21 protein-coding genes are annotated in these 20,413 nt (G+C 35.4%); 10 read left to right on the forward strand and 11 right to left on the reverse strand.

The genetic code is table 11. The features are described from left to right. Positions 1–137: 137 nt before the first annotated feature. The 3 genes from Q1B07_RS12120 to gltB form a co-directional block, all read right to left on the reverse strand. The gene (locus Q1B07_RS12120; RefSeq protein WP_299088546.1) at positions 138–791 is read right to left on the reverse strand and encodes a rhamnogalacturonan acetylesterase; all 654 of its coding nucleotides are present in this window, start codon (positions 789–791) and stop codon (positions 138–140) included. 223 nt (positions 792–1,014) lie between these two features. Beyond that, entirely contained in the window at positions 1,015–2,499 is a 1,485-nt protein-coding gene (gene gltD, locus Q1B07_RS12125; protein ID WP_299088548.1) for a glutamate synthase small subunit, read from the reverse strand. A 15-nt stretch (positions 2,500–2,514) separates the two neighbouring features. Further along, positions 2,515–7,077: a glutamate synthase large subunit gene (gene gltB, locus Q1B07_RS12130; RefSeq protein WP_299088549.1), complete on the reverse strand. Its 4,563-nt coding sequence runs from the start codon at positions 7,075–7,077 to the stop codon at positions 2,515–2,517. Positions 7,078–7,214: 137 nt separating this feature from the next. On the opposite strand from gltB, the gene Q1B07_RS12135 reads away from it, so the two are divergent. Further along, a complete protein-coding gene (locus Q1B07_RS12135; RefSeq protein ID WP_299088550.1) occupies positions 7,215–8,117 on the forward strand; it encodes a LysR family transcriptional regulator in 903 nt (300 codons plus the stop codon). A 325-nt stretch (positions 8,118–8,442) separates the two neighbouring features. Continuing rightward, a complete protein-coding gene (locus tag Q1B07_RS12140; RefSeq protein ID WP_299088551.1) occupies positions 8,443–8,625 on the forward strand; it encodes a hypothetical protein in 183 nt (60 codons plus the stop codon). A 75-nt stretch (positions 8,626–8,700) separates the two neighbouring features. Here Q1B07_RS12140 and Q1B07_RS12145 read toward each other — a convergent pair whose 3' ends face one another. The 3 genes from Q1B07_RS12145 to Q1B07_RS12155 form a co-directional block, all read right to left on the reverse strand. Next, the gene (locus Q1B07_RS12145; protein ID WP_299088552.1) at positions 8,701–9,474 is read right to left on the reverse strand and encodes a glycerophosphodiester phosphodiesterase family protein; all 774 of its coding nucleotides are present in this window, start codon (positions 9,472–9,474) and stop codon (positions 8,701–8,703) included. A gap of 67 nt (positions 9,475–9,541) precedes the next feature. Next, positions 9,542–9,841, reverse strand: a complete 300-nt coding sequence (locus Q1B07_RS12150; RefSeq protein ID WP_299088553.1) for a hypothetical protein — start codon at positions 9,839–9,841, stop codon at positions 9,542–9,544. A 390-nt stretch (positions 9,842–10,231) separates the two neighbouring features. Further along, a complete protein-coding gene (locus Q1B07_RS12155) occupies positions 10,232–10,864 on the reverse strand; it encodes a hypothetical protein (protein ID WP_299088554.1) in 633 nt (210 codons plus the stop codon). Between the two features lie 155 nt (positions 10,865–11,019). Between Q1B07_RS12155 and Q1B07_RS12160 the strand changes: the two genes are divergently transcribed. Beyond that, a complete protein-coding gene (locus Q1B07_RS12160; RefSeq protein WP_299088556.1) occupies positions 11,020–11,799 on the forward strand; it encodes a hypothetical protein in 780 nt (259 codons plus the stop codon). A gap of 213 nt (positions 11,800–12,012) precedes the next feature. Beyond that, on the forward strand, positions 12,013–12,204 hold the full coding sequence (locus tag Q1B07_RS12165) for a hypothetical protein (protein ID WP_299088557.1): 192 nt from the start codon (positions 12,013–12,015) through the stop codon (positions 12,202–12,204). A 57-nt stretch (positions 12,205–12,261) separates the two neighbouring features. On the opposite strand, the gene Q1B07_RS12170 is transcribed toward Q1B07_RS12165, so the two are convergent. Next, complete coding sequence (locus Q1B07_RS12170; RefSeq protein WP_299088559.1) at positions 12,262–13,308, reverse strand: aldose epimerase family protein; 1,047 nt, start codon at positions 13,306–13,308, stop codon at positions 12,262–12,264. Between the two features lie 324 nt (positions 13,309–13,632). Further along, positions 13,633–14,196 (reverse strand): alpha/beta hydrolase, encoded by a 564-nt coding sequence (locus tag Q1B07_RS12175; protein ID WP_299088560.1) that lies wholly within the window; start codon positions 14,194–14,196, stop codon positions 13,633–13,635. A gap of 250 nt (positions 14,197–14,446) precedes the next feature. On the opposite strand from Q1B07_RS12175, the gene Q1B07_RS12180 reads away from it, so the two are divergent. The 6 genes from Q1B07_RS12180 (at position 14,447) to Q1B07_RS12205 (ending at position 17,599) form a co-directional block, all read left to right on the forward strand. Further along, on the forward strand, positions 14,447–14,653 hold the full coding sequence (locus Q1B07_RS12180; protein ID WP_299832829.1) for an alpha/beta-type small acid-soluble spore protein: 207 nt from the start codon (positions 14,447–14,449) through the stop codon (positions 14,651–14,653). A gap of 131 nt (positions 14,654–14,784) precedes the next feature. Next, on the forward strand, positions 14,785–14,976 hold the full coding sequence (locus tag Q1B07_RS12185) for a hypothetical protein (RefSeq protein ID WP_299093518.1): 192 nt from the start codon (positions 14,785–14,787) through the stop codon (positions 14,974–14,976). 162 nt (positions 14,977–15,138) lie between these two features. After that, complete coding sequence (locus Q1B07_RS12190; RefSeq protein WP_299093516.1) at positions 15,139–16,323, forward strand: DUF418 domain-containing protein; 1,185 nt, start codon at positions 15,139–15,141, stop codon at positions 16,321–16,323. 80 nt (positions 16,324–16,403) lie between these two features. Beyond that, positions 16,404–16,583 (forward strand): H-type small acid-soluble spore protein, encoded by a 180-nt coding sequence (locus Q1B07_RS12195; protein WP_299093514.1) that lies wholly within the window; start codon positions 16,404–16,406, stop codon positions 16,581–16,583. Between the two features lie 130 nt (positions 16,584–16,713). Next, on the forward strand, positions 16,714–16,923 hold the full coding sequence (locus Q1B07_RS12200) for a cold-inducible protein YdjO-related protein (RefSeq protein ID WP_299093513.1): 210 nt from the start codon (positions 16,714–16,716) through the stop codon (positions 16,921–16,923). A gap of 232 nt (positions 16,924–17,155) precedes the next feature. Further along, positions 17,156–17,599 (forward strand): cupredoxin domain-containing protein, encoded by a 444-nt coding sequence (locus Q1B07_RS12205; RefSeq protein WP_299093511.1) that lies wholly within the window; start codon positions 17,156–17,158, stop codon positions 17,597–17,599. A gap of 123 nt (positions 17,600–17,722) precedes the next feature. Here Q1B07_RS12205 and Q1B07_RS12210 read toward each other — a convergent pair whose 3' ends face one another. From Q1B07_RS12210 to Q1B07_RS12220, 3 genes are all read right to left on the reverse strand, one after another. Continuing rightward, positions 17,723–18,910: an oligoribonuclease gene (locus tag Q1B07_RS12210; RefSeq protein ID WP_299093510.1), complete on the reverse strand. Its 1,188-nt coding sequence runs from the start codon at positions 18,908–18,910 to the stop codon at positions 17,723–17,725. A gap of 247 nt (positions 18,911–19,157) precedes the next feature. Continuing rightward, positions 19,158–19,667, reverse strand: coding sequence for a GNAT family N-acetyltransferase (locus Q1B07_RS12215; RefSeq protein ID WP_299093509.1), 510 nt, complete (start codon positions 19,665–19,667; stop codon positions 19,158–19,160). A gap of 210 nt (positions 19,668–19,877) precedes the next feature. Continuing rightward, positions 19,878–20,408 carry a helix-turn-helix domain-containing protein gene (locus Q1B07_RS12220; RefSeq protein ID WP_299093508.1) on the reverse strand — a complete coding sequence of 177 codons (531 nt, stop codon included), beginning with the start codon at positions 20,406–20,408 and terminating at the stop codon, positions 19,878–19,880. Positions 20,409–20,413: the final 5 nt, after the last annotated feature.

The following is a 20,413-nucleotide window of genomic DNA, read 5'->3' on the forward strand; positions in this document are numbered from 1 at the left end:
TTGCGGCGGTCAACAAGTTCACTTCGGTGTTAATTAAAACTAAAACGTTGTTTTTTCATAGAACTTTTGACACTACCTTTATCATTGAATGCGATTTTATTTTTACTGTTTACGTATCTATCTTCTTTTTTTAGTTATTACTTCATTACTTCAAAAACTTCTAATTCTAGCTCTTCTAACGCTTCTGCTACTAATTTAGCCATTTCTTTCGCACCCTTTTTAGTGAAATGAGTATAATCAGTCTCATTAATAGATGCCATAAATAGTTGAAAGGATTGTTCATACCCTATTGATCGATAATAACTCAAACTTTTATCCATTAAATCGATTAACTTTACCTTTTTTTCCTCTGCGAGTTGTTTCATTGCCAGACAATAATCGGGAAAGTCATTTAAAAATTGCCCATTTTCTATATGAAGCCTTGCAACAGGCGTAATGAGAATTGGTATGGCATTTACCTCTTGTGCACCTTCGATATACTTACTTAAGTATGTCTTATATGTTGTATATGGTTCAGTGTATCGCTCCGGTTTGGATTTTGTTGAATCATTGTGGCCCATTTGGATTAATAAATAATCATTTTCATTCATTTCCTCAAGCAACATTTGAAGCCTTCCTTCCTCTACAAAGGTTTTAGAGCTTCTTCCTCCTATCGCATGATTCAGCACTTGAATTTCTTCTGGAAGAAAATGAGTTAAAAATTCTCCCCATCCACCTTGATTACTGTCTTTCTGATAAGCCTGGACAGTTGAATCTCCTGCAAGAAAAATTCTCCTTCTATTTTTACGCATAAACCTTCTTCCTTTCATTTGATAAACTGTTATACTCTCTTATATAGTAAGCAAAAAAAGCTTGGCACGACTATCGTACAATTTTGATCATGCCTGATTTCTTCATTTATACTTTTTTGCGAGTTTACTATTTTATTGCTCGTTGCCAATGAAGCGATAAATAAAAAATGCACAAAGTGTTTAGTAAAAAACACTTTGTGCATTTAACAATTAAAATCTTATATTAAGATAAAACTGTACTGCCCATTAAATAACGATCCACTTCACGTGCTGCTTCACGGCCTTCATTGATTGCCCAAACGATTAAGCTTTGGCCGCGTCTTGCATCACCTGCTGCAAACACACCTTCAACGTTTGTTTTGAAATCGCCATATTTTGCAGCAACAACATTTCTAGCTGTTGTTTCTACATTAAATTGTTTTAATACTGGTTGTTCCGCACCCTCGAAACCAATTGCAATGAATACTAGTTGAGCTGGCCATACTTTTTCTGTTCCAGGGATTTCCTTAAAGTAGTATAAACCATTTTCATCTTTAAGCTTTTCCATTTGAACAGTATGAAGCTCTTTTAAGTTCCCATTTTCATCAGCAACAAGCTTCTTTGTTTGGATAGAATATTCACGAGGATCGTTGCCGAATTTGGCTTCTGCTTCCTCATAAGCATACTCCATCGTAAACACATGCGGAGCTTCAGGCCACATATTTTCTTTTGTACGTGACATTGGTAATTTTGGGTGTTTACCAAATTGAACAACACTTTTACAGTTTTGACGAAGAGCAGTTGCGACACAGTCAGCACCTGTATCTCCACCGCCAATAACAATTACATCTTTACCTTCTGCATTGATGAACTGCCCGTCTTCAAAGTTTGAATCCAGATAGCTCTTTGTTGAAGTAGTTAAATAATCCATTGCAAAGTGAACACCGTTTGCTTCACGGCCTTCGATTACTAAATCACGCTGCTTTTGGGCACCTACACAAAGGATTACGGCATCATATTCCGCACGAAGTTCTTCAGCGGTAATATCTTTACCAACCTCAGTATTTGTAACAAAGGTAATTCCTTCCTGGCTTAATAAATTGATACGGCGTTCAACAATTCCTTTATCAAGCTTCATGTTTGGAATCCCGTATGTTAACAATCCGCCCGGACGGTCTGCACGCTCGTAAACTGTTACATAGTGTCCCGCTTGGTTTAATTGGTCAGCACTTGCTAAACCAGCTGGACCTGATCCCACAATAGCAATCTTTTTGCCTGTGCGCTTTTCAGGAATACGAGGTGTAATCCAACCATTTTCAAAGCCTTTATCAATGATTGCTTTTTCAATGTTTTTAATTGTAACAGCCGGATCAGAAATCGCGACATTACATGAGCCCTCACAAGGAGCAGGACAAACTCTTCCTGTAAATTCAGGGAAATTATTTGTTTTTACTAAACGGTCTAATGCTTCCTTCCATCTTCCACGATAAACTAGGTCATTCCACTCAGGAATTAAGTTATGAATTGGGCATCCTGAAGTGAAACCATTGATTTCAGTACCAATATGACAGAAAGGAGTAGCGCAATCCATACAGCGCGCTCCTTGTCTGCTTAACTTTTCCTCAGAGAAAGGAGCTGAATACTCTTTCCAGTCATTTAAACGTGCAAGCGGCTCACGTTCTGCCGCCTCTTCACGCTTAAATTCTAAAAATCCTGTTGCTTTCCCCATCTTCCTCTCCCCTTTCTACTGTACTACTGCTTTGGAACGTGATGAAATTGCCGTTCCCTTTTTTTCAGATTTTGCATTTGCTTCAAACGCACTCATGATCGCTTCTTCATTCGTTAAACCAGCTTGCATTTGTTCTGCAATTTTTTCCATCATTCGTTTGTAATCTTTAGGAATAACCTTAACAAACTTCGGTAAAACTTCATTCCAATGCTCCAATACAAACTCAGCCTTTGAACTGTTTGTATAGCGGAAATGAGCTTGGATCATATCTTCAAGATCTCTGATTTCCTTATCGTCAGTTAAGCTTTCAAATTCAATCATCTCAGTATTACAAAGATTTTTAAATTCTTCTTTATTATCAGCAAGTACATAGGCAATACCACCTGACATACCTGCACCAAAGTTTTTACCAACTTCACCTAGGATTACAACGCGGCCGCCAGTCATATATTCACAGCCATGATCTCCTACACCTTCTACAACTACATTAACACCAGAGTTTCGTACGCCAAAGCGCTCACCCGCACGTCCATTAATATAGGCTTCACCACTTGTCGCACCATAGAATGGTACGTTACCAATAATGACATTATCAGATGCAACAATACTTGATTCAGCTGGTGGAGCAACAATAATTTTTCCACCTGAAAGTCCCTTACCTAAATAGTCATTTGCATCACCAGTTAAGTGCATCGTTACACCACGCGGTACAAAAGCACCAAAGCTTTGTCCTGCAGAACCGGAGAAACGCAGTGTAATTGTATCTTCTGGCAGGCCTTCCTCGCCATAGCGTTTAGAAATTTCACTACCAACGATTGTACCAGCAACACGATTAATATTTTTTATCGAGAATGAGGCATCAATCGGTGTACCTGTTTCAATTGCCTTCGCAACTGCAGGTAAAATTTCTACCATATCAAGTGATTGATCAATTTTATGATTTTGCTTGAACTTTGCAGTACGAGCTCCTTCAGGTTGGAATAAAAGAGTAGTTAAATCTAAATCTTTTGCTTTCCAATGTGCTTTTGCACGCTCGCTTACTTGCAATACATCCGTACTACCAATCATTTCGTCCATGTTCTTGAAGCCAAGCTCAGCCATGATTTCACGAACTTCTTGAGCAACAAAACGCATATAGTTAACAATGTGATCTGGGTCACCAGTAAATTTATCGCGAAGTTCTGGATTTTGCGTTGCAACACCGACAGGACAAGTATCTAAATGACATACACGCATCATGATACAACCCATAACAACAAGCGGAGCAGTTGCAAATCCGTATTCTTCTGCACCTAAGATCGCTGCCATGACAACGTCACGACCTGTCATTAATTTACCATCTGTTTCTAGTACAACACGGTCACGCAGGCCATTAAGCATCAATGTTTGATGTGCTTCCGCTAAACCAAGCTCCCAAGGAAGACCAGTATGCTTAATACTTGTTTTTGGAGATGCTCCAGTACCGCCATCATAACCACTGATAACAATAACATCTGCTGCTCCCTTAGCAACACCAGCAGCAATTGTACCAACTCCAGCTTTAGCAACTAATTTAACACTAATACGCGCATCGCGATTTGAATTTTTCAAATCATGAATCAGCTGTGCTAAATCTTCAATTGAGTAAATATCATGATGTGGTGGAGGTGAAATTAAACCAACACCTGGTGTTGAACCACGCACATCTGCTACCCATGGGTATACCTTATTTCCTGGTAATTGACCACCTTCACCAGGCTTAGCACCTTGAGCCATTTTAATTTGCAGCTCATCCGCGTTTACTAAATAATGGCTTTTTACACCGAAACGACCTGAGGCAATTTGTTTAATCGCACTGCGGCGGAAGTCACCATTTTCATCAGGTGTATAACGATTTGAATCTTCTCCACCCTCACCGCTATTGCTTTTACCGCCTAAACGGTTCATCGCAATTGCCAATGTTTCGTGAGCTTCTTTACTTAATGACCCAAAAGACATCGCACCTGTTTTAAATCGTTTCACAATCGATTCAACCGATTCTACCTCATCGATTGAAATCGCAGTTCTGTTGCTGTTAAATGCAAACAAATTACGTAAGAAGCCAAGTCTTTCCTCATTTGCAGCATGTGAAAATTTCTTGAAGAGTTCATAATCATTTTTGCGACAAGCCCATTGTAATGTGTGGATGGTTGTCGGGTTAAAAGCATGATGCTCTCCATTCTTTCTCCATTGAAAATCACTGCCAGAATCCAATGTTTTATCCACTTTATCAGCAAATGCATCTTTATGGCGTAAAAGAGCTTCCTTCGCAATGGTGTCTAAGCCGATTCCGCCAAGTTGTGACGCAGTTCCAGTAAAGAAGCGGTCAATAACATCTGCACCAATACCGACAGCTTCAAAAATTTGAGCGCCGCGATAACTTTGTACAGTGGAAATCCCCATTTTAGACATTACTTTTACAACACCTTCTGTAATGCCTTTAATGTATTTCGCAACAGCTTCTTCATAGCTAACTGCCAAGCTTCCATCTAATACTGCTTCCTTATAAGTGGCATAAGTTAGATAAGGATTAATCGCATCAGCACCATAGCCAATTAAAGCTGCAAAATGGTGTACTTCTCTTACCTCTCCTGATTCAACAATGATGCTTGCTTTTGTACGAGTACCTTGACGAACCAAGTGTTGGTGCAATGCACTAACTGCTAACAATACAGGGATCGCTGCTTTTTCTGCATTCATTTCACGATCAGATAAGATAATGATATTAACATCTTCAGCAATAGCTTTTTCAGCTTTTGTAAATAGTTCTTGTAAAGAATTTTCTAAATCTTCTGTAAATAATGTGTCAATTGTTTTGCTTTTAAATCCGTCATATAGATTTAGGCGTAATTGTGATAACTGATCATTAGAAAGCACTGGTGTGTCAAGCTGAATTCTGCGAGCATTTTCTTTAGTTGGATGAAGAATGTTTCCTTCAGTCCCAAGCAACGTCATCGTTGATGTTACAATTTGCTCTCTAATCGCATCAATTGGCGGATTTGTAACTTGCGCAAAAAGTTGTTTAAAGTAATTGAAAAGTGATTGCGGGCGATCTGACAGAACCGCTAAAGGTGTGTCATTCCCCATTGATCCAAGAGGATCTTTACCTTCTGTAATAATAGGAAGCAAGTACTTTTTGATATCTTCATACGTGTAACCAAATGCACGTTGACGGTCAGAAAGATCTGTTACAACTTCCTCTACTAGCATTTCTGTATCATTTAGCTTAATAAGCTGCTCATTTAACCATTCTTGATATGGCTCTTCTTTCGACATTTCTTCTTTAATTTCTTCGTCCGAAATAATGCGTCCTTCTTCTAAGTCAATAAGAAGCATTTTCCCAGGACTTAATCGATCCTTGTAAAGAACGTTCTCCTCTTCAACCTCGATAACCCCTACTTCAGAAGAGAAGATAATGTAATCGTCCTTGGTTACATAGTAACGTGCTGGACGTAAGCCGTTACGATCTAAAATCGCTCCGATTTGTTTACCGTTTGTAAAGGAAATCGCAGTCGGTCCGTCCCAAGGCTCCATTAAGCAGCTGTGATATTCATAAAAAGCTCTTTTCTCAGGGCTCATATGAGGGTTCTCTGTCCAAGGTTCCGGAATCATCATCATGGCTGCATGTGCTGGCTTGCGACCTGCTAAAACAAAGAATTCAAAGGCATTATCTAAAATAGATGAGTCACTACCTTCTGCATCTAATATTGGCAGAACCTTTTCAAGATCTTCACCAAATGCTTCAGATACGAATTGCTGTTCTCTCGCTTTCATCCAGTTCATGTTTCCACGAAGTGTATTTATTTCACCATTGTGAATTAAATAGCGGTTAGGATGTGCTCTCTCCCAGCTAGGGAAAGTATTTGTACTAAAGCGTGAATGAACTAAAGAAAAAGCAGAAACAAAGTCTTCATCTTGTAAATCTAAATAAAAAGCATCCACCTGTTCTGGAGTAAGAAGACCTTTATAAACAATGGTGCTGCTTGAAAGACTAGTAAAATAAAAGCGCAATTCACGTTCTGCAGCCCATTTCTCTGCTTGTTTACGGATCACATATAATTTACGTTCAAACGTAATATTATCAGTAATGTTTTCATTTGCACCAATGAATACTTGACGAACGACAGGGCAGCTTAATTTAGCAACAGGTCCAATGGCTTCTACGTTTACTGGTACAGTTCTCCAGCCTAATAATATTTGACCTTCTGCTTCAATAAAGTTGTTAAGTTGTTCCTCAATTTGTTTTCTCTCATTGTCGTCTGTTGAAAAGAACATCATTCCAACACCGTAACGACCACTTTCAGGAAGAGTCATTTCCTGACAAGTTTTTTTGAAGAATGCATCAGGGATTTGCACCATTAAACCAGCGCCATCACCTGTAAGCGGGTCGCTGCCTTGTCCACCCCTGTGGTCTAATTGACAAAGCATGTTCAGTCCTTTTTTTACAATATCATGTGTAGCGTGGCCTTTAATATGAGCGTATAAACCGATACCGCATGCGTCATGTTCAAACTCAGGACGGTAGAGACCTTGTGCTTTAGGAATTTGATTGTAAGTCATGTATATCTCCCCCCGTTAGATAATCTTACACCCGATAATTTTCAGATAATTACATTATATCTTTGCAAATTGATATTAACAATATATAATTTAGATAAGATCTATCTAATATTGATATAAATCGATAGGAGGCCGCGATGGAATTACGCCAATTACACTATTTTATGGAAGTTGCTGAACGGGAACATGTTTCTGAAGCTGCACAATATTTACATGTTGCCCAATCTGCTATCAGCAGACAAATTGCTAATTTAGAAGCGGAGTTAGGTGTGACTTTGTTTGAAAGAGAAGGTCGAAATGTAAAGCTAACTCCAATTGGAAAGGTATTTCTTGAACATACTAAAACCGCAATCAAAGCGATCGATCATGCCAAAAAACAAATCGATGAGTATCTTGATCCTGAAAGAGGTTCAATAAAGATCGGATTTCCTACAAGCCTTGCAAGTCATTTATTACCAACTGTCATTTCAGCATTTAAAGAAAAATACCCGAATGTTGGTTTCCATTTAAGACAAGGCTCTTATAAGTTTTTAATTGATTCCGTCATCAACCGCGAAATAGACTTAGCTTTTTTAGGACCTGTTCCGCAAAACATTCCAGAAATCGAAGGCACCATTTTATTTTCTGAAAATATTTCTGCTCTGCTGCCATCTACACACCCACTGGCGTCTAAAAAAAGCATTCTCCTAAATGAACTTAGGAATGACCAATTTGTCTTATTTCCTAGAGGCTATATTCTTCAGGAAATTGTTATTGAAGCATGCAAACAGGCTGGTTTTGTTCCAAGCATCTCTTCAGAAGGTGAAGATTTAGATGCGATCAAAGGGCTAGTGTCTGCAGGGATGGGTGTTACTTTATTACCCGATAGCACCTTTTATGAAACAATCCCAAGATTCACGGTAAAAATCCCAATTGAGCTTCCTATTGTCAGAAGAACAGTCGGAATCATTATTTCTAAAAAAAGAGACCTCGCCCCTTCTGAAAAAGTCTTTTTTAAATTCGTTAAAGAGTTCTTTTCAATGCTAGAGCAATATCAATAATATCAACTACGGGCTGCCTCAATAGGGGCGGCATTTTCATTTTGCCCGCCCGTGTTACCATCATAACAAATTTTTTTAATTCCTTATGTAAGTAATAAATGGTAAAGCAAGCCTAGTTTCTACTATTATATATACATTTTTATTATTAACAAAAATGGGAATGAAAATCCTTACATTTGCTCAAACTACAATTGAGTGAGACATCCTTCTATGGTCGTTTTCTTACTAATGGATAATAGGAATTCCATCAAGGGAGAATATCTGTCCATTAAGTTTTCTGAAAAAGTGGTTTATCACTGATTATTTTCTTGGAGGCTTGAAACCTGTGAAAAAAGAAAACTATCTTACAAACGCTCCTAAAAAAGAACAAATAACATTACAAACAGACGGAAGCTATCCAAATTTAAAAAATATTGATGGAGATTCTGTAAACGAACATAAACATCAAGAAGTAGCCAATTCTTTAATAGCTGAAAAAGAATTCGGTCAGCAGCAGGAAAACAATTAAGGAGCACAAATGAAGGGTGATCCTACTTTGGTATTTGCCAAGAAGGGACACCCTTATTAATAAATTGTTTTTTACCTATATATAATCCGGAAAATCTGTAATAATCCCATCTACCTTTGCATGCTTTAAGGCTTTTACTGCCTTCATGTCTCTAGCTGTATATGGCATAACCTGCATATGATAGTCATGGATTTTTTTAACAAGTCTCCTTGTGACAAGCGCTTTATTCGGATTAATGTATTGAACAAGTTTTGACCATTCTTTTAATTGTACATTTGATATACCTTGGACACGATATTTCACCAGTAGTCCTAATGGAATAGTTGGTGCTAATTTATTAAATTCCTCTAAAAACTCAAAATCGAACGACTGTACGATAATTTCGTTATGATTAGGGTGATCAAGAGAATTCTTTTTTAGTTCAGCTGCAAGCCTTACTGCAATGGAAGGATATAAATTAGCGTTTTTAATTTCAATTAAAAACCCAACTTTTCCATGAAATTCAGTTATTACCTCTTGAAAAGTAGGAATCTGCTGACCTGAAAATTTTTTATGAAACCATTGCCCTGCATCCAGCTTTCTTATCTCTTCATATGTAAAATCTCTTACATTACCCGTACCATTAGTAGTTCTGTCAACAGTTGCATCATGAATAACGACAATCTCACCGTCTTTTGTCATTTGGATATCTAATTCAATATAATCAGCTTTTAAATCGAGCGCTTTTCTAAACGAAATCATCGTATTCTCAGGTGCATAACCAGCTGCCCCTCGATGGGCAATAATTTGTATCTTGTGATTTTTACTATATTGATTTATTTGCAATATTTTTTTTAAAAAGGAGTTCATTATTTTCCTCTCCCGCCCTACTTGTTTTACTTCTTTATGATAAAACCAATGACATTTAAGCCCCTTTTTATTTCGTTTGTTTCTGGGAATGTTTAATCTGTTTAAATTGGTTAATAAAATGTTCCGGATTGGTTTTCACAGTATAAGAGTACATTCCTTTTGTTGTATGCAAGTAAAGAAAGCCAGTATTCTCTGAAAAAAATCGGTATGAAATGCCTAATACTTCCTTTAATAAAAATGTATCAAAGGATGTGCATAATCTTTCAGTTGTAAGGACTATTTCATACTCTAATTCCTTATGAAATCGACGATTTTCTTCAATCCATCTCGTTACTTTGCTGTATGGCAGATTTGCTAATATTGGCACTTTGTTCCTCCTCATGCAAGTTGCGTTTCTTCATTTTAAAGATTACTTGTTAGTAAATGTTGTCATTTTATCAATATCATCCACTTTTATTTTCCTTACAACCCAATTTATTCTTGTTGTTCAGCATTTCGTTCCTTCTCAAAGTGTTCATTAATCCAGCCTTTTTTGTTTCTCTATCATAAAAGTCTGATAAAACTTTTCATTCTTTTATCTTCGCGATCATAAACGAATTTTCCTACATTCAACATTAACTATATAAAAAAACAAATTAATGCCAATAATATTTTTTAGTTTTCCATCGTTTGAAAGGAATAAAAATAGGGTCAGACCCTTGTCGCTGTGGTCAGACCCTTTGCATTTTCAATTTTTATTTGAAAAACATTATACGATCTATTGTAAATCAAATTCAGATAAAGAATCCATATGACTTGCAATCATAGCAATAATAGTACTAGCCTCTTCTTTACTAAAAATGAAATTTGTCTCATCTTTAATTATGTCATCTTCATTAGTTCGAATCCGGTTTATTCGACGAAGTACGCCATCTCCTGTCTCCTGTACTACACCAAACTGATAAGTAACTTCAACTTCATCTTTATAAATAAACGCTGTTACTTCTGGAGTCTCCCATTCGACATCAATTTCTTCAAGAAACTCAGTATTTTCTTCCTCTACATACTCATAATCATTTTCGACATCATCCTCAATGTCATCATTAAGATAATAATGAAAGCTATCATGTATAGCATCAACAATGTCTTCAATATCGGAAAGAATCGTTCTAGTGGTTTGCTCGTATTCAAAATCAAACGTTTCAATATAGAAATCTTCATTATGAGGATCGAAAAACAATGTACAAAAATAATCGCGTTCATCATCTTCTGTTTCTACATAAAATTCAATTCTCGGATGCTTTGCACCACGGTCAATTGACATATGACCAATTTGATCATATTTTTCACAAATCGATTCAAGCTGATCCTGCAATTCACCACATACACGGTCAAACCATTCTATACTCATCCTTCATCCACCTTTCCTTTTTCATCCTCTCTAGTATGTCCTAGCCATTAAGAAAACGTGCAAAATTTTTGACTAAGAAAAACGGTTATCAATTCTTTTGGTAAGCACATATGATATTAACATCACTTCCGACAGTCAAGAGAGGAGGAGAAAATGTGGTTTATATAAAAAAGGAAGCAGAACCTTTTATTTATAAAAACCCTGCGAAAATCAATATTTCATCAAACCAAGCTACGTTTCGTAAAAATTATTTGCAGGAATTTATCATCCAGCAGAATCAAATCAATTCTTCATTAAAACAAACCTCAGATAACATTAATTGCTTAGTAAATGAAGCAAAGAATGAGCAGCAGCAGCAATTTCATCATGTCTTGACAAAACTCGAACATCAGGAACAACATACAGCACCATTAGTTGAAAATATCCTGAAACAGGATGAAGCATATAAAGCATTGATTAAACGATTTGAAGCCATTGACGAATTTAATCAAGAACTTATGAAAAGACAAGATAATGAAGGGGTCGTCAACCAAGCAATCGTTGATCAGCTTACCATACAGGATACTGCCATTAAGCAGTTGGCGAAAAAGATTGAACTTTTTGGCGGACTTCACGATCATTTCAGTGATCAGCTAACAGAACAAAAAATCATAAACGAAGATATCTTAAAAACACTTGAACTACAAGAATCTTTTCATTTAACGATTTTAGAACGATTAGATCATCAAGAAGCCATAAATCAGAAGGTGTCAAGAGACTTAGATAGCCTAAAAGCAACTCTGTTTGAAAGGATTAACTATGTAGTTGAAAAGATTGAAGAAAATTATCAGCAAATTACAGGATTTGTCACACAATTATTAAGCAAATATGGAATTTTTCATCGAATAACGGTTAATAAGGAAAAGAAGGAAAAAGAATTAACAAAAATAAATTGAGTCTTCCTTCATAAAGCTGACCTAATCGGCAATCTATTGCCTTTATTAGATCAGCTCTTTTATTTTACTGTTGGGAGTTAAACATATCGCTCTTTCCGCTGCAGGCATTCTATTATTCGTCGTAAAAACATCCTTATAATAAAGCAAACATGTTTTTACAACGACTTTTAGGTAAAAACTAAAATAGCAAGAAATAGGATAGGAGGAGAGTAGATGCCAGAAAAACTGCCTGAATTCGTAAAGAGTGTATATTTTGTTGATGAACCAGGAAATTGGCATTTAAAACCAGGTGCTCCTGAGGAGTTAAAGCGTGAGTTTAAACATTTTCTCGATTCGCTTTGTAATATTCAGGATGAACCAGGTACGGTAGACAGTATTCATGTGTCATATCCTTATAAAGAATAGTCATAAAAATTTAGAGGATGCTCAGATCATTTATCGAATGAGACATCCTCTAGTAAGTTATTGGTTGATCGTAAAGGTAAATTTTGTCGTCGTTTTGTATTCATCACCAACATCAAGAATACAAGGAGAAAACTGTGGATGATGGATAGAGTCTGGAAGCCCTTGTGTTTCTAAACAAATTCCTAAATACTTTCTTGCTTGCACATCTCTTATTCTAAAGTCACCTAACATATTTGATGTGTAGACAACAACGCTTTGTTCTTCTGTTTCAACAATTAGCTTTCTTCCGCTTTCCTCATCAAGTAAGACGATTTCTTTCTTTTGATCTTCATCTAATAAGAATGGATGGTCAATTCCTTGTCCAACTAATTGAACCTGCTTGTGATCAGCTAAGATCGCTTCACGCAGTTCTTTTTCTTTTTGAAAATCAAATGGAGTATTTTCAACATCAAGGAACTTTCCAGTTGGTATTAATTGATCATTAAGTTCAAGGAATTTTTTGCTATTTATCTTTAATTTATGTGATAAAATATCATTTTTTATATTTCCACTTAAATTAAAGTATGTATGGTTCGTTAAATTCACTAATGTTTTCTTATCTGTTGTCGCAGCGTACGTCATGATCAATTCATTTTGATCTGTTAATAAATACGTTACTTTTACAGTTAACGTACCTGGGTATCCCTCTTCTCCATCTTTACTAACATAGCTAAACTCTACGCCTGTCTCATTGTTTGTCTCAATTGGTTTGGCTTCCCAAAGTTTTCGGTCGAAGCCTTCCAGACCGCCATGCAAATGATTAGCGTTTTCATTTTGTGGTAATTCATAGGTTTCTCCATCTAACTCAAAGCTGCCGTTTTTAATTCTTCCAGCAACACGCCCCACTACCGCACCGAAATAAGGAGAATTTTCAAGGTAATTCTCAACATCATCAAATCCAAGAACCACATTTTCTAATTGTCCCTCTTTATTGTGGGTAAGGATTTCGGTAATAATACAGCCAAGATTGATACAGGTTACCTTCATTCCGTGTTTATTTTGAAGTGAATAGGAATAAACTGCTTCACCATTGTATTCACCAAATTGCTCTTTAACAACCTTCATGCTTCTCTCTCCTTCTGCTCGATTCCTTAGTATGTCAGAATTTTTTATCTTCTAAATAAAACATCAATCTATAAAATATTAGCTATTTATCCTGTATTTCCTGCTATCAGTTTAAATTTTTTTCTAATTTACAAATATATTGAACGATTTCTTCATTCACTGACTTCCATTTCTTAGTAGGTATTTGATGGTTTACATGTTTAAACAGGACAATGCGATAATTTGCTGAGTGTTTCCTATAAAAATTTTGGTATAGATTTATTGCATCAGACCTCGTTCCATCCATCCAAAGTAAAGGAACACGAATCTCTTTAAAATCGTTTGTTACTTCATATCGAGAACCTCTTGATAAAATTTATACCATGCACCTAGTTGAGCTTTGTTCATATGGGATATCAAGAGTTCTTTTAAATCTTTATTTTTCGTATGACTGTTAGCTAAAATGTTCGTTAGCAAGTTTCTATGATGTTTCACCATATACATTCCTAGTTTATGTTCCACTTTAAGTGAAGCATTCAAAACTGCTGGAAATCCTCCAATTAAAATTAGGCCAGAAACACGCTCCTGATAATGGGAGCTAATTATTTGCGCAATTCCGCCCCCAGCGGAATAGCCGCAAAGTACAGCGGACTTAATCTTTAATTCATCAAGTAAAGCTAAGATTTCTTTACTATAATACATGATAGAAAGATCGTTTACATTTGCCTCTGAACTATCTCCATGACCTGTTAAATCCGGAATGATCACCCTCATCTTATCACTTAACTTTCGTTGATAATAGAAGACATGCCTTCCCATTCCAGGTGGATGAATAAAGAGTATCGGTATCCCTTCTCCAAGGTCATCATATGTTATTTTTTTATTATCCTCTATTATTACCGTCGGCATAAGATCAACCCCTAATCGATTATTGCTAGTATTATTCCACAAATCCATCAAGTTAGTTCTTTTGCTGTTAATAGAAATACTTACCAAACGGTAAAAAGAATATTGCGAATGTATTGTGAAATATTATTATCAACAAATTATTAAAGGAATCATCACTAGATTTTATAATGGGTTAGCCTAGTAGGTTAAAAGCTTGGTGCAAATCCAACTTAACCCACCAATTAATCATTCATAAAGGAGATGGATCAATATGGCAAGCAACAGTAATAGCTCAAACCAACTTTTAGTACCTGGTGCTGCTCAAGCGATCGACCAAATGAAATTTGAAATTGCTTCTGAATTTGGGGTAAACCTTGGTGCAGAAACAACATCTCGTGCAAATGGATCTGTTGGTGGAGAAATCACAAAACGTTTGGTATCTTTTGCTCAACAACAAATGAGCGGTGGAGTGCGATAATCAATCCTTATATTAGTGGCTATAAGGTACCTCATTGGTACCTTTTTCATATTTCGAAAGACGTTTAATGAATCAATAGAAAAATGGTTATGATAGTCGGGAATAACTATATCCTTAGGAGATGAACTTTTATGGTAAATGAAAACTTTAACCAATTTATTAAAACAGAAGCTAAGCATAAATCTGAATATCTTGGTTCAAATCAAAAAAATGCACATAAAAAAAATACGTTTACAAGTAGTGTGAATACTAGGTCTAATACAGATATGTCTGTTGGGGCAATTGGCAGAGATGTATTTGAAGAAAATAACACATTGAAATAATAAATGACGGGGGTTTCTCAAAAGGACTAACCTGTCCCTTTGATTTGCTCCTTTCTTCTTTTTATTGTTTACTAAAGGCATATGCAGTAAATGGTGATTCCCTTTTCATTTATTGTGATAAAATGAACAAGAATTGATACAACGGTAAAAGAGGGAAATAAAATGAAAGATCAGCAAAACAGGATCATATTAATCGATATTATTCGCGGGTTCTCCTTGTTAGGTATTTTGTTAGTAAACATGCGAAGCTTTTATTCACCGGAATTTATTGAGATGTATTATGGAAAACCTGTCACCTACCAAGGTTTAGAATATTTTTTCTCACTATTTTTTCAGCTTTTTATCCATATGAAATTTTATCCTATTTTTTCATTTTTATTTGGTCTTGGCTTTTATTTTTTTCTCAAAAAGACCAATGGAATGAACCTTTTTATTAAGAGATTACTAGTTCTTCTAATGTTCGGTCTTTTTCATTTAGTTTTTATTTGGTACGGAGATATCTTACATCTATATGCATTAGCAGGGCTTTTGCTGATATTTTTTCGTAAGCTATCAAACCGTTATATTTTGTATTGGGCATTTTTTTTCATTTCTCTTTATCATATTGTGCTAAGTGCAACCGTTTTTTATATTCCTGCTGGGACACAGTTAAATGAACCTTTATATAATAACATTGTTTCAGAATATACATCCGTCTATGCAGAAGCCTCTTATCCTGAATGGCTTTTATACCGATTGAAGATTGAGATCCTCCCAATTCTTTTGCAAATTCCTTTTGCAATGATCCCTGTTTTAGGGATGTTTTTACTTGGTCTATATACCGGTAAGAAGCAATTATATTTACATAACGAAGATAATGATTTTCATATAAAAAATATATGTAAATGGAGTTTCTTGTTAAGCTTGCCTTTCCTTGCTGTAAACATACTAATCTTAACCTCTACCCATTCCTTTGGTATTTCTGTGAATAGGCTGAGCCATTTTCTAACAAGCATTAGTGGGATTATCATGAGCATTTTTTATATGAGCTCGTTTTATTTTCTTACAAAAAAGTCAAATGCTTTATTTCCGTTTCATTTTATTGGAAAGATGGCATTAACCAACTATCTCTTACAATCGATTATATGTATTGGTTTTTATCGTTTTTTTCATTTATATGGACAGATTGGATTACTAGAAGGTACCCTTTTTAGCATGATCTTATTCTCTTCTCAATTATTATTTAGCTATTTTTGGCTTATTTATTTTCATCATGGACCATTTGAATGGATATGGCGCTGCTTCACTTATGGAAAGCTTGTACCATTTAAAAGATGGCCTGCAAACAAGTATATTTCAAATAAATAATATGTGGATAAAGATCCTTTATTTTGCAAAAAATAAAATGAAGATTTTTACAAGGGAAAATGACATGAGGAGGAATAAAATTGGATATAAATCGAGTAAAACAAATCCTTTCTTCATCAGCCGATATTAAAGTCATATACAATGGTGTCTCTGTCTGGATTGATGAATTACATGAAGATCAAGAAATGGTTACTTGTCATTTAAGAGGACCTCTTGAGGAACGGACCCAAGTTCCTGTTGCGGAATTAAAAGAAGTATAATTTTACATGTTTATTCCTTTTTTGGGTTGATACAATACCTGAAGGATATTAGTAAGTATTATACATATTGTAAGGAAAAATGTGTATAATGTATGTAGTAGTTAATCCCCTTACCAAAGGATGTGTTTAAATGAGATTTCAACAGCAAGTCGAAAAGCCACCAGAGGTAAACCTTAAGATATGGACTTGTGGATCAGCTGAATGCAATGGTTGGATGAGAGATAATTTCAAATCCAATGAGAACCCGGATTGTCCGCTTTGTGGACATGCTATGGTTGAAGACGAACGTACTTTACCAGTGGTAGAAAATTTCTCAGCAGTAAAAGCAAAAAAGGAATAAAATAGATTTACAACGAATTTTTTATAAAGGGTCAGACCTTTCATGTAACACTTATATAGGATTTCTAACTATTTTCTCCTATATTTAGTGTTTAAGGGTCTGACCCTTTCGTTTTGAGTCAGACTTTTTTATATGAAATTTAAATAAATAATACCTTTGACAAACTTTTAGACAAGTTCTCCTCCTAAATGTCATATAGATAAGGAGAAATGTATTATGAGGAGGGAACGTTATGAAGTTTGTCATCATTAAAAGAAAATGGTTGTTGCTAGTTGTTGCAGCAATTGTAGTTGGTGGATTGTATTATTATACAAATGACGCTATTCCTACATTTAATGATAGTCAGGAACAAGGCAGTGAACTTGTCATAAACATGGTAACCGGTGAATTTACCTCAACTACAGCTGATGGCAAAAAAATTGAAGCCTACCGCTTTGACCCTGGAACCATTGTTATCCCAAAAGATAAAGATGTTACACTAAGTATTTTTGGTGTAAATGGTGAAGAACACCCGTTTTACATTGAAGGAACAGATATTAAAGGAACTGTTAAAAAAGGAGAAGAAACAATTGTTCCTTTGCATTTTAAAAAAGAGGGCACTTACAGACTAGTTTGTGACACACATAGCCATGCTGGGCATGGAGTCCCTATGATTGCTACGATTGTTGTTGATTAGCATTGATTATAAAATGAAAGGGTCTGCTCCAAAACACTATATATAAGACCGATCATCGTTGGAAGGTTTGTCATTGTTATTTATTGGCGGAACATGACCCTTTCTGAGACAACCTCTGTTCCTTTATTTTTTTCGGTTATACGATTCGATTAAGTAACTTATAAGTTTTTCATCCTTCGTAAGTCCTGCTGAATAGGACCGTTTTAAAAATCGTTCTGCCATTTCAAAGGTTTGGTACTCTTCTGAAAGTAAAGCATGATTTTTTTCAATCACCCATTTACCATTTGCATTTTGATAAATTAGAAATTGTTCTTCTTCTCTATTTTCATAATGTGCAGAGCGATCCTTTATATTATATTTATTATAAGGTGCATCCACTATTAAAGGTTTAAGAATGAATGTTCTTTCAACAAAATCTTTAAAAGCTTCTTTTGTCATCGAGCATCCAGCTGCTTTTGCATGACCTCCTCCACCATAAGATGTGGCAAGCTTTGATACATCAACATGGTCATGAATCGTACGAAACCCGATTTTCTTACTCCCCATGTTCAAAATGGCAATACAATCCAGATGTGGATATTCCTTTCCTAAAGCATTTCCTAGTTCTGAATGATAGGACTCTGCATGGACAATTCCAATGCAAAGCTTTCCTATAATTGCTTGAACCAATTCTTTTGTTTTACGATGAATATAGCGTTCTGTTTTATTCTCTTCGATATCTAACACTTTATCTTCAAACACATTAAATGAAAAATGTTCATTTTGCGTTAATCTTTCAAGCATTTTTCCTTCAAATTCTTCAATGGATTGCATATATAAAAGATCATTTAATCTTTTTGCATTGATATTTTCATGTTTCTCCCATTCCCATGTATCATATTGGCGGACTAATTCAACGTATTCATCTAATGAAGGTTTTGGACTGATAATCTTTTCTTTTATTAAAAATTGATAAAATAATGTTGTGGCAGAAGCTAATTTTCCATTCGTTTCTTCTACTTGGACATTTGACCAATCATATTTATTTAAATGAAGGGCAGATTTATGATGGTCAATTAATAGAATTTTTCCTCCACTTAATGCAAATTCATTTAATCTCTTTTCATTTTCGTTATTTACTGAAAGGTCTGTTATGTAAAGTTGTGAGGTAGTCTTCTTTTCTTCCGCTTCATCGAGAAACTTCTCTACATGAAAATTTAAACTGTTTACCGAATGATAATGTACCTCTATATTATCAGGGAATGCATACCTTGCCAGGATTCCGCAGCTTACTCCATCTAAATCATTATGAGTAAACAATAAATTTTGCATAATCTCACCTTCTAAAGTAACTTTTTATGATTGTCTTTCGATAAAGTCTTTATTAATTATTTGTTTTAAGCAAAGGAAACTATTCATTAAAATGACATGAGTTGATTTTTAGTACCGGTAACGATTAAAAGAACAAAAGCGCAAGCGCCTGGATGTCAAAGCGCTTATCTACAGTTCAAGCATTATATAATTTCCTGGTAAACAATAAAAAAGATACAAAGCAAAAAGCCTGTATCCCCTTATGTTCTTATTGAATTATTCGTTTTCCAAGGATTAATAAATCTCTTTCCACCCCTGCCATGTCAGCTATTCTTGGCAAGTGGGCCCATTTTTCAAAATTGTATTTTTGAAATAGTCGAATGCTCGGATCATTATGACCAAAAACAAAGGCAAGCAAAGTCTTAATTTCTAATTTAGGACATGCAGAGATTGCCTTTTCCATTAATACACGCGCATAACCTTTTCCATGTACGGTTGGGTCTAAATAAATGCTAACCTCTGCTGTTGCATTGTAAGCAGGTCTTCCGTAAAAAGATTGAAAGCTTAACCAGCCGACTATATTCCCGTCTTCTTCTAAAACCCATAAGGGACGATGATGGGAGTTATGGTCATAGAACCAAGTTAATCTACTTTCAACAGTAACTTCTTCCAGATCAGCTGTGGCAAGTTGTCCTGGTATCGATGAGTTGTATATTTCAACAATTTTCGAAAGATCTTCAAGCTGTGCATCCCTTATTTGTACATTAGTCTCACTCATATACGTCTTCCCTTTCTAGATGAAAACTTACTAAATCATTAGATTTGAATGCGTGTAATATCTAGTTTTCAATAGTTTTCTACAAAAATTTTAAATGATTATGTATTGGTTATACTAAAAAACATAGGGAAATACAAGTTGAACTTCATTTACTTTTATAAAAAATTTTAGGATAATGCCTCATGACTATGTTAACGACCACTTAAGAGCCTACTTTCTCGGCTCAGGAATGAATATACTGACAATATGTCTCGCTTTTCTATTTTTAGTTGGTTCCTTCTCAATGACTTTTTTCATTAATGTTGATAACTCCTGTGCAAATTCTTGAAACTCTTCATCAGTTAAATAAACAAGTGCTTCTCGAAATCCAACGCCATCCTTATATAAATCAATTTGTTCTTGGTTTAGATAGCTCTCGTATTTACCAAGTAAATGTGTCATAAAAGTAAGAAAAAGGGTTAAATGCTCTTCACGAGTTACATTTTCCAACTCCTCTTTGCCGCCAATCTCTTCTTCAGCTAACGAGTAGATTTTTTCAATGGTCCCGCGAATTTGATTTTCTTTAACAACACGAATCACTTCAGCCTCTACTAATTTATTTAAATGACGATAAAGAGTCGCCTGTGGGACATCTGTTAATTTTTGTGCAATTTGTTGTACGTTTAATTCTCTGCTGCCTATTAAGGTTTGAACAATTTTCATTCTTACTGGATGAAGAATTAACTTCGCTTTTGAATACATGTTCT

Source organism: uncultured Metabacillus sp. (assembly GCF_947503125.1).
GTDB lineage: Bacteria > Bacillota > Bacilli > Bacillales > Bacillaceae > Metabacillus.